At 65.2% G+C, this 9,748-nt stretch carries 7 protein-coding genes; 5 read left to right on the top strand and 2 right to left on the bottom strand.

The window, feature by feature from the left end:
• Window positions 1–153 precede the first annotated feature (153 nt).
• The 3 genes from ACEN88_RS17140 to acnA all read left to right on the top strand — a co-directional run bounded on the left by ACEN88_RS17140 (window position 154) and on the right by acnA (window position 4,517).
• Complete coding sequence (locus ACEN88_RS17140; protein WP_413341443.1) at window positions 154–1,143, top strand: HpcH/HpaI aldolase/citrate lyase family protein; 990 nt, start codon at window positions 154–156, stop codon at window positions 1,141–1,143.
• A 215-nt stretch (window positions 1,144–1,358) separates the two neighbouring features.
• A complete protein-coding gene (locus ACEN88_RS17135; protein ID WP_413341442.1) occupies window positions 1,359–1,655 on the top strand; it encodes a hypothetical protein in 297 nt (98 codons plus the stop codon).
• 153 nt (window positions 1,656–1,808) lie between these two features.
• Window positions 1,809–4,517: an aconitate hydratase AcnA gene (acnA, locus tag ACEN88_RS17130; protein WP_413341441.1), complete on the top strand. Its 2,709-nt coding sequence runs from the start codon at window positions 1,809–1,811 to the stop codon at window positions 4,515–4,517.
• A gap of 130 nt (window positions 4,518–4,647) precedes the next feature.
• Here acnA and ACEN88_RS17125 read toward each other — a convergent pair whose 3' ends face one another.
• Both ACEN88_RS17125 and ACEN88_RS17120 read right to left on the bottom strand, forming a co-directional pair.
• The gene (locus ACEN88_RS17125) at window positions 4,648–5,325 is read right to left on the bottom strand and encodes a Fe2+-dependent dioxygenase (RefSeq protein ID WP_413341439.1); all 678 of its coding nucleotides are present in this window, start codon (window positions 5,323–5,325) and stop codon (window positions 4,648–4,650) included.
• 16 nt (window positions 5,326–5,341) lie between these two features.
• On the bottom strand, window positions 5,342–7,636 hold the full coding sequence (locus ACEN88_RS17120; RefSeq protein ID WP_413341437.1) for a TonB-dependent receptor: 2,295 nt from the start codon (window positions 7,634–7,636) through the stop codon (window positions 5,342–5,344).
• A 274-nt stretch (window positions 7,637–7,910) separates the two neighbouring features.
• Between ACEN88_RS17120 and ACEN88_RS17115 the strand changes: the two genes are divergently transcribed.
• Together ACEN88_RS17115 and ACEN88_RS17110 are read left to right on the top strand one after the other, a co-directional pair.
• Complete coding sequence (locus ACEN88_RS17115; protein ID WP_413341435.1) at window positions 7,911–9,164, top strand: DUF2863 family protein; 1,254 nt, start codon at window positions 7,911–7,913, stop codon at window positions 9,162–9,164.
• Window positions 9,165–9,427: 263 nt separating this feature from the next.
• On the top strand, window positions 9,428–9,748 hold a 321-nt coding region (locus ACEN88_RS17110; RefSeq protein WP_413341433.1), incomplete at its 3' end, for a serine aminopeptidase domain-containing protein.

Here is a 9,748-nt window from a genome sequence, read left to right as displayed (position 1 = left end):
ATCGTCCCGGTCGAGCACGGACAGCCGGCAGGGGGGGGCGGCGTGGATGTTCGGGCCGCGCAAGACGCGTTGTTCTAGTATGTCCACAGCAATCCCTTGTTTGGCGGGCGGCGCGGCGCGCAGGGGCGCGCCGCCGTTTTTTTCGGAACCACCATGCATCCTTCCGAGGTTTTATTCCAGGGCCAACGCCAGCCGCTGCTGCTCCCTGCCTGCGACCACTATGCCGGCAGCGAGAAGCTGATGCGCAAATCGATGGCCCTGCAACAAGAGCTTGGTCCCATTTTCGACATCACCTTCGACTGTGAAGACGGCGCCAGCGCCGGCAACGAGCGCGCGCACGCGGAACTGGTCGCGGCGCTCATCAACAGCGACGACAACCGCTACAACCGCATCGGCGCCCGCCTGCACGACGTCGGGAGCCCCCACTTCGCGCAGGACGTCGAGATCATCGTCGGCGCCGCCGCGCACAAGCTCGCCTACGTCGTCCTGCCCAAGCCGAACAGCCTCGAAGACGTCGTGCGCGCGCAAGAGCTGGTCAACCAGGCCGCCGCGAAGGCCGGCCGTCACTTTCTCCCGCTGCACGTATTGATCGAAACGCACGGCGCCCTGCACGACGTGTACGCCATCGCCGCCCTGCCCCAGGTCGAAAGCCTGTCGTTCGGCATCATGGATTTCGTCTCGGCCCACTACGGTGCGGTACCGGCCGCCGCGATGCGTACGCCGGGTCAATTTACCCATCCGCTCGTCGTCCGGGCGAAGCTGGAGATGGTTGCGGCATGTCATGCGCATGACAAAGTCCCTTCGCATAATGTGACGACCGAGATCAAGGACAGCGCCGTCGTCGCCAACGACGCCCAGCGCGCCGCCGCCGAATTCGGCTTTACGCGCATGTGGAGCATCCACCCCGACCAGATCAAGCCGATCGTCAAGGCATTCACGCCGCGCCTCGCGGAGGTGAACGACGCGACGAGCATCCTGACCGCGGCCATGGCGAAGGACTGGGGTCCGATTGCCCACGGTGGCCGCTTGCACGACCGCGCCAGCTACCGATATTATTGGACGGTGTTGCAGCGCGCGAAGCTGGCCGGCCTTGCGCTGCCGGATGCCGCGGCGGCACTCGTCAATCAACCGGAATCCATCTGATGGCCATCACTCTGAATCAAATCGCAGCCGCCTGTGCCTTTGCGCTCGCGGCCGCCGGTCTTTGCGCAACGGCGACTGCCGCCGAAACCCATCCCAAAGCGACCAAAGTCCTGAAACAAAAGGCAAAATCCTCCAAGCATAAAAAGGCGAAAAAAGAGGACACTAAGCAAGAGGTCGTCGACAACGAGCCCGAACCGGACGTCACCGACACGACGATGGCCGAGTATTCTTGCGAGTTGAACAACAAGGTCACCATCTACCGCAACCTGATGGACGACAGCCACATCGCGCTGCGCTGGAAGAACCACCTGCGCCGCATGGACAAGGTGGGCACGACCACGGGCGCGCAGCGCTACGAGAACGCGAAACTCGGCCTGGTCTGGATCGGCATCCCGTCGAAGGGCATCCTGCTCGATTCGAAGCAGAGCCGCCAGCTGGCCAACGAATGCAAGGACGCCGAGCAGGCCAACCCGCCTGTGGTGGCCTCGGCGCCGGCCGAACCGAAAAGCTGATGTGCGGGCCGGAACGCCCGCACGTCGTCCCTGCGCAGGCAGGGACCCAATGTAGCGTTCCGGTGGCGCCAGTACTTGCCCCCGCCTCCGCGGGGGCGACGGCATGAAACAGTTTGACGAAGCAACAACAAAATCCTCACAAAGGAGAATTGAATGTCTCAGAACACGTTGAATACGCTGAAGGAATTCCCGCTCGCGGGCGGACAGACCGGCCAGTTCCACTCGCTGCCGGCCCTGGCCGAGTCGCTGGGCGTGAACCTGTCGCGCCTGCCGGTGTCGATCCGTATCGTCCTCGAATCCGTGCTGCGCAACTGCGACGGCAAGAAGGTGACCGAAGAACACGTCCGCCAGCTGGCGAACTGGGCCCCGACCGCCGCCCGCACCGAAGAGATCCCGTTCGTCGTCGCCCGCGTCGTCCTGCAGGACTTCACCGGCGTGCCGCTGCTGGCCGACCTGGCCGCGATGCGCAACGTGGCCGCCAAGACCGGCGCCGATCCGAAGAAGATCGAGCCGCTCGTCCCGGTGGACCTGGTCGTCGACCACTCGGTCACGATCGACCACTTCCGCACTCCGGACGCGCTCGACCTGAACATGAAGATCGAGTTCCAGCGCAATAACGAGCGCTACCAGTTCATGAAGTGGGGCATGCAGGCGTTCGACACGTTCGGCGTCGTGCCCCCGGGCTTCGGCATCGTCCACCAGGTCAACCTGGAATACCTCGCGCGCGGCGTGATGAAGAACGGTTCGATGTACTACCCGGACACCCTGGTCGGCACGGACTCGCACACCACCATGATCAACGGCGTCGGCGTCGTGGGCTGGGGCGTGGGCGGCATCGAGGCGGAAGCCGGCATGCTGGGCCAGCCGGTCTACTTCCTGACCCCGGACGTCATCGGCGTCAACCTGACCGGCGTGCTGCGCGAAGGCTGCACCGCGACCGACCTGGTGCTGACCATCACCGAGATGCTGCGCAAGGAAAAAGTCGTCGGCAAGTTCGTGGAATTCTTCGGCGAAGGCACCGCCTCGCTGTCGACCACCGACCGCGCCACCATCGGCAACATGGCACCGGAATACGGCGCGACGATGGGCTTCTTCCCGGTCGACGAGAAGACCGTCGACTACTTCCGCGGCACCGGCCGCACGGAAGAAGAACTGGCCGCCTTCGAGAACTACTTCAAGGCCCAGCAACTGTTCGGCATCCCGAAGGAAGGCGAGATCGACTACACCCGCGTGCTGCACCTTGACCTGTCGACCGTCACCCCGTCGCTGGCCGGCCCGAAGCGCCCGCAGGACCGCATCGAACTGGGCAACGTGAAGCACAACTTCGCCGAGCTGTTCTCCAAGCCGACGAGCGAAAACGGCTTCAACAAGTCGCCGGAAGACCTGTCGAAGGTGTACGAAACGACCAACGGCGTGCGCGTGAAGAACGGCGACGTGCTGATCGCCGCGATCACGTCGTGCACCAACACGTCGAACCCGAGCGTGATGCTGGCCGCGGGCCTGCTGGCCAAGAAGGCCGTCGAAAAAGGCCTGACCGTCGCACCGCACATCAAGTCGTCGCTGGCGCCGGGCTCGCGCGTCGTCACCAACTACCTGGAAGCGGCCGGCCTGCTGCCTTACCTGACGCAGCTGGGCTTCGGCTTGACCGCCTACGGCTGCACCACCTGCATCGGCAACGCCGGCGACCTGACCCCGGAACTGAACGCCGCGATCACGTCGAACGACATCATCGCCGCCGCCGTCCTGTCGGGCAACCGCAACTTCGAAGCGCGCATCCACCCGAACATCCGCTCCAACTTCCTGGCCTCGCCGCCGCTGGTCGTCGCCTACGCGATCGCCGGCAACGTCACGCGCGACCTGATGACGGAACCGGTCGGCAAGGGCGCGGACGGCGTCGACGTCTACCTGGGCGACATCTGGCCGACCTCGCAGGAGATCCACGACCTGATGAAGCTCGCGATGAACTCGGACGTCTTCAAGGCCAACTACGCCGACGTCAAGGGCAACCCGGGCGCGCTGTGGGAAGCCGTGTCGTCGGTATCGGGCCAGGTCTACGACTGGCCGGAGTCGACCTACATCGCCGAGCCGCCGTTCTTCGGCGACTTCGAGATGACCCCGAAGGCGGCCGCCGCCGACATCGCCAATGCGCGCGCGCTGGGCGTGTTCGGCGACTCGATCACCACCGACCACATCTCCCCGGCCGGTTCGATCAAGGAAGACGGTCCGGCCGGTAAATGGCTGAAGGACCACGGCGTCATCAAGGCCGACTTCAACTCGTACGGCTCGCGCCGCGGCAACCACGAGATCATGATGCGCGGTACGTTCGCGAACGTCCGCATCAAGAACAGGATGATCCCGCCGAAGGCCGACGGTTCGGCGGTCGAAGGCGGCATCACGATCCACCAGCCGAGCGGCGAACAGCTGTCGATCTACGACGCGGCCATGAAGTACATCGCGGAAGGCACCCCGACGATGATCTTCGCGGGCGAAGAGTACGGCACCGGCTCCTCGCGCGACTGGGCCGCCAAGGGCACCCAACTGCTGGGCGTCAAAGCCGTGATCGCCCGTTCGTTCGAGCGCATCCACCGTTCGAACCTGGTCGGCATGGGCGTGCTGCCGCTGCAGTTCCTGGGCGACGACAGCGTCGACACCCTGGGCATCACCGGCAACGAGACCTATGACCTGAAGGGCCTGGAAGGCGAGATCCGTCCGCAGATGCAGGCGACCCTCGTGATCCACCGCGCCGACGGCTCGACCAGGGAAACCTCGGTCCTGCTGCGCATCGATACGCCGATCGAAGTGGATTACTACAAGCATGGCGGCATTCTGCCGTTCGTGCTGCGGCAGTTGCTGGCAGCGTAATCGCCAGCAGAGGGGTCAGAGCACGGTGTTGCTGGTTGTGCTCTGACCCCGGTGTCCAGACGCGGCGCCGATAAACACCGGGGTCAGAGCCCCAAAAGAAACACCGGGCTCTGACCCCTGCCCTGCCCTCTTAGGTTTCCGCCCACATCCGGAGCAGGTTGTGATAATGCCCCGTGAGCGCCACCATCTCCGCCCCATCGCCATGCTTCGCGCGCAAGGCCTGGATATTGGTATCCAGCTCCAGCAGCATCGCCCGCTTCCAGTCGTCGCGCACCATGCTCTGCACCCACAGGAACGACGCCACGCGCTCGCCGCGCGTCACCGGCTTCACCTCGTGCACGCTCGTCGACGGATAGACGATCGCATCGCCCGCCGGCAGCTTCACTTCGTGCGTGCCGTACGTGTCGACGACCGTCAGCTCGCCGCCGTCGTACTCGTCCGGATCGCTCAGGAACACGGTGCACGAGACGTCCGAGCGCACGGGTGATCCGCCCCGCTGCGCGCGGATGGCGCCGTCGATGTGCAGGCCGTAGTGCTCCCCGCCCGCGTAGCTGTTGAAGAACGGCGGCAGGATGCGCAGCGGGAGCACGCTCGAAAAGAACAGCGGGTTCGCCATCAGCGCGGCGCTCACGACCTGGCCCAGTTCCAGCGCGAGCGGCGAGCCTTCCGCCAGCTGGCGGTTGCGCTTGACCTGCGCGCCCTGGCTCCCGACGCTCGCGCGGCCGTCGATCCAGTCCGTCGCATCCAGGCGCGCGCGTATGGCCTTCACCTGGTCCGCGGTCAGCACGCCCGGAATATGGAGCAGCATGGACTGCGCCTCCCAATCAGAACTTGACGTTGGCCGACAGGGTGGCCGAGCGGCCCGGGCCCACGCCGGCATAGTGCGGCGACGAGACCTTGTCGAAGTACAGCTTGTCGGTCAGGTTCTGCACATTCAACTGCAGGCTGACGTCCTTGTTCAGCGCGTAGCTGGCCATCGCGTCGAAGCGGGTATAGCCCGGCACCCACTTGTTGTTGTTGACGTTCGCGTACACCATGGCCATCGAGTTCAGGCCCATGCCGAACGTCAGCTCCTTCGTGGCGGCATACGTCGTCCACAGCGAGGCCGAGTGCTTGGGCGTCGTCGGGAAGCGGTTGCCGTTGTACGGCGAGACGACGTACACGGGTTTCGCGGTCGTGCCGATGTTCAGGTAGCCGTTGTCCGCGATTTCCGCGTCCAGGTACGTATAGCCGCCGAACACGCTCCACTGCGACGACAGCTTGCCCGAGAAGCCCAGCTCGACGCCCCTGATTTCCTTGCGGCCGACGTTCTGCGTCGTGCCGTCCGGCGCCGTCACGCGGGCATTGTTCATCGTGCTCTTGAAGACGGCCGCCGTCAGCGACAGGCGCCCGCCCGGCATCACGTCCCACTTGGTGCCCAGCTCGAAGTTCTTGCTGCGCTGCGGCTGCAGGTTCTGCACGGCCACCGTGAGCGCGTCCAGGCCGTCGCCGCCGTCGTTGCCCGGCGGGGTCGCCGACGTCGCGTAGGCCAGGTAGATGCTGCCGTTCGACGCCGGCTTGTAGACGAGGCCCGTCTGCCAGCTCCAGAACGTGCTGTCGACGTGCGCCGTCACGGCTGCCGTCGACGACGTCGCCAGCGTGTTCAGCGTCGTCTGGAAGTCGTCGTAGCGCGCACCCAGGTTCACTTGCCATTGCGGGTTGAATTCGATCGTGTCGAACGCGTACGCAGCCTTCGTCTTCGTGTTCACGTGCGTCAGCGCGCCCGACAAGGCGCGGGTATAGACCCATGGATCGTACGGATTCGGATCGACGAGCGTCGTGCAGTTGTACAGCGTCGCGGCGCCCGATGTCGGGCAGGTGAACGTGTTCGTCAGCGGGTTGTTCGTGCCCGGCGTGAAGACGTAGGCGGCGCGGTCGGTCGTCTCGCGGTCGAACTCGATGCCCGCGTTGTACGCATGCTTGATGGCGGCCGTGTCGAACTTGCCCGAGATGCTCGACACGTTCGACGCCGTGCGGGTCTCCGTCGCGCGGGTGTTGGCGCGGCGCCAGACGGTGCCGTACAGGACCGTGTTGCCCTTCGAGTCGTCCGGCTGGGTCCACACGTAGTCGTTGTTCGACTTGCCGTAGCGCGTGACGTTGCGCAGCGTGATGCCATTGGCCAGTTCGTGGCGCAGGTCGATCGTCGCGATGTCGCTCTTCGTGTCGCGGAAGTCGCGGTTGGCGAGGCCGTAGAACGTCGAGCGGTCGACGTTGAACGGGGTACCGTTGCCGTTCTTCGACACGTTGGTGCCGGTCGTGACCGGGTTGTTGAACGGGATGCCCGTGTCCGGGATCTCGTGCGAGGTCAGGTGGTAGACGCTGACGATGGCGCGCGTCGGACCGGTCAGGCCGAACGTCACGGTCGGCGCCACGCCCCAGCGCTTGCCGCCGACGACGTCGCGGCCCGGCACGTCGTTCTCGTGCGCCATCACGTTCAGGCGGAACGCGCTGTTGCTGCCGATGTTGCGGTTGAAGTCGCCCGTGATGCGGCGGTATTTGTCCGTGCCGAGGCCGATGCTGGCATGGTTGAAGTCATACGACTGCGCCGTCTTCGTGATCAGGTTGACGCCGCCGCCGGCCGACGAGCGGCCGCCCAGCGCCGAGTTCGGGCCCTTCACGACTTCGACCTGCTCCACGGCGAAGATCTCGCGCGACTGCGAACCGGCGTCGCGGATGCCGTCGATGTACGTGTCCGTCTGGGCGTTGTAGCCGCGAATAAACATGTTGTCGCCGACCGGGTTGCCGCCTTCGGCCGCGCCGATGGTAATGCCGGGCACGGTGCGCAGCGCATCCGTCAGCGACGTGGCGCCCGTCTGCGCGATGACCTCGGCCGGCACGATCGTGACGGATTTCGGCGTGTCGAGCAGCGGTGCGGTGAATTTGGTGTTGGCCGAGGTGGGCTGCTGCTGGTTGGCACCCATCACCTGGACGCTCGGGATCGTGGGATCCGGGGTGACGTCCGGACCGGCATGGGCAACGGCGGGCAGCGCCAGCGACGCGAGCATGGCCAGTGCCGGGGCCGGCAACGTGCGGGCATGCTTGCGGCTGGTGATGAAGGTGTTGTTTTTCTTGGTGGTCATGGTGTGGGGGCTGTGACCTGCCGGGCATCTCGTTGCGCCGTCGTAAGCAGGATCATGAATGAGAACGATTCGCATTATGATTCTGATTAGTACTTTTAGCAAGCACAAAGGCCGATAAATACGGGGGTGAGGCAGGAATGCGACGCCGGCAATCTTGCCGTCGTGTTACTGGGGGGTGGGCGAATCAACTACAATGTCGGGGATAAGGGTTTATCATGACCCGAGATGTCAACCAAGAATACGAATCACCTTACTGAAGAGACTCCTCAAGCGTATGCGTCGCCCTTCCAAAGACTCACCCAAACTTTCGGCAGAAAGCCAGCGTCTCATCAGCATCAGCAACGCCATCGTGCAGGCCGCCAGCCGCGTTGAAGAACGGACCTGGGAACGCAACCTCGACACGCAGCTGCAGAAGCTGCTCAAGACGAACCACCAGGACAGCATCGACGCCGCCCTCAACGTCCTGTTCAAGGGCGACCTCGCGGTCTACGACGTCCTGATGGATGGCGTCGAGGCGGTCAGCGAGTCCTCGACGATGACCGAGCAGGCCAAGGACGGTACCGAGACCACGTGGCAGGTGCTGCTCGTGGCTGCGCCGATCCTGGCCTGGACCCGTTTCTCGATCGCGTCCGGCACGATCCCCGGCGACATCCTGAACACGCTGACGGCGCACTTCTCCGCCCATCTGCTGGCCGACAACACGAAGCTGGCCATCGCGCCGACCTTGTACTCGATCGACCAGTTGCCGCGCACCCATGCCGAGACCTATGGCCTGACGCACAAGCTCGCCGCCGCCGCCCACAAGGGCTCGACGGTGAAGCCGGCCGCGCCCGGCCCGGACACGTCGCAATTCCTGGCCGACACGCGCTACCTGCTCGTGGCCGTCGTGGCCCCGGTGGGCGCCCCGCTGTTCCGCTGGCAGGAACCGCAGCACCACATCAATTTCGAAGCGGAGCGCGAGAACTGCCTCGAGCAATGGCGCGCCCAGGCCGGCCCGAACATCGCGCGCCTGCTGCCGGGCTGCGGCGTCGATCTGCTGCTGCCGGAAGCGTATTACGTCGCGTGCCGCGAGGCCGATAAACTGATCCGGCCGGTATCGATCCGCGCCGCGGTCCACTACCTGACCAATACGCTGGGTGTCGAACCGAACGACCTGCGCGCGGTCGTGGCCGGCTTCGGCGACGAAGTCAACGACAGCCAGGTCGACGAATACCGCGTCGGCTTCACGTTGCGCCAGTCGCCGGACGTCGTCTACGGCATCGTCTGGCCGCTGTACGGCCAGGAAGACGAGGACGGCACGCCGATGGAAGGCCCGGCCGGCGGCGGCGACCGTCCTCTCGCGCCGCTGGACGAGATCGTCAAGCACCTGAACGAGGTCGGCATCACCCACGTCAAGCGCATCGGCGAACGCTATGTCGCGGAGTACTGCGACGACTGCGGCGCACCGCTGTTCGCCGACCCGAGCGGCGAGCTCGTCCATGCCGAAATGCCGGAAGACACCCCGGCGGGGAACGAGCACTTCCACTGACGCGCGGCAGCGCCTCAACCACAAGACCCGGCCACGTGCCGGGTTTTGTTTTGGAAAACCGGGGTCAGAGCCCTTTTTTTGGCAAGATCCATAAAGCAAACCTGTTGAGCCTCGAGGAAATTGATTAAAACCGGGCTCTGACCCCGGTTCTTGGCAACAGCGCCTGGGCAAGCCTGTGGACGAGGGCCTCTAATTCCGGCATTGACGATGCCCGTGCCGGCCGCTAAATTAGTTAACACGTTAACTAAATACCCGCCCCCCCCATGGAATCCGTCACCATTCCCCTCTCCGGCTCGGACACGATCGCCGCGACGCTGTGGCAGGCGCCCGATCCCCGCGCCGTCGTGCTGCTGCACCCAGCCACCGCCGTCACGCAGCGCTACTACGAGGCGTTCGCGCACTACCTGCACGGCCTGGGCCTGCATGTGCTGACGTACGACTACCGCGGCACGGGCCGCTCGCGCCCGCGCGACCTGCGGCAGTGCACCGTGACGATGGCCGAGTGGATGGAGGACGACAACGCGGCCGTCACGCGCTGGGCGGCCGCGCGCTTTCCGGGACTGCCGCTGCTGGCCGTCGGGCAC

Source organism: Massilia sp. CT11-108 (assembly GCF_047302915.1).
Taxonomy (GTDB): Bacteria; Pseudomonadota; Gammaproteobacteria; order Burkholderiales; family Burkholderiaceae_D; genus Telluria; species Telluria orientalis.
The sequence above is the reverse complement of the archived record's forward strand: the minus strand, read 5'-3'. Positions and strand labels throughout refer to the sequence as shown.

Bases quoted from the DNA above. Each gene is read 5' to 3' on its own strand.
- ACEN88_RS17115 (WP_413341435.1), top strand. From the start codon at position 7,911: ATGCGTCGCCCTTCCAAAGACTCACCCAAACTTTCGGCAGAAAGCCAG.
- ACEN88_RS17125 (WP_413341439.1), bottom strand. From the start codon at position 5,325: ATGCTGCTCCATATTCCGGGCGTGCTGACCGCGGACCAGGTGAAGGCC.
- ACEN88_RS17120 (WP_413341437.1), bottom strand. From the start codon at position 7,636: ATGACCACCAAGAAAAACAACACCTTCATCACCAGCCGCAAGCATGCC.
- ACEN88_RS17140 (WP_413341443.1), top strand. From the start codon at position 154: ATGCATCCTTCCGAGGTTTTATTCCAGGGCCAACGCCAGCCGCTGCTG.
- ACEN88_RS17135 (WP_413341442.1), top strand. From the start codon at position 1,359: ATGGCCGAGTATTCTTGCGAGTTGAACAACAAGGTCACCATCTACCGC.
- acnA (WP_413341441.1), top strand. From the start codon at position 1,809: ATGTCTCAGAACACGTTGAATACGCTGAAGGAATTCCCGCTCGCGGGC.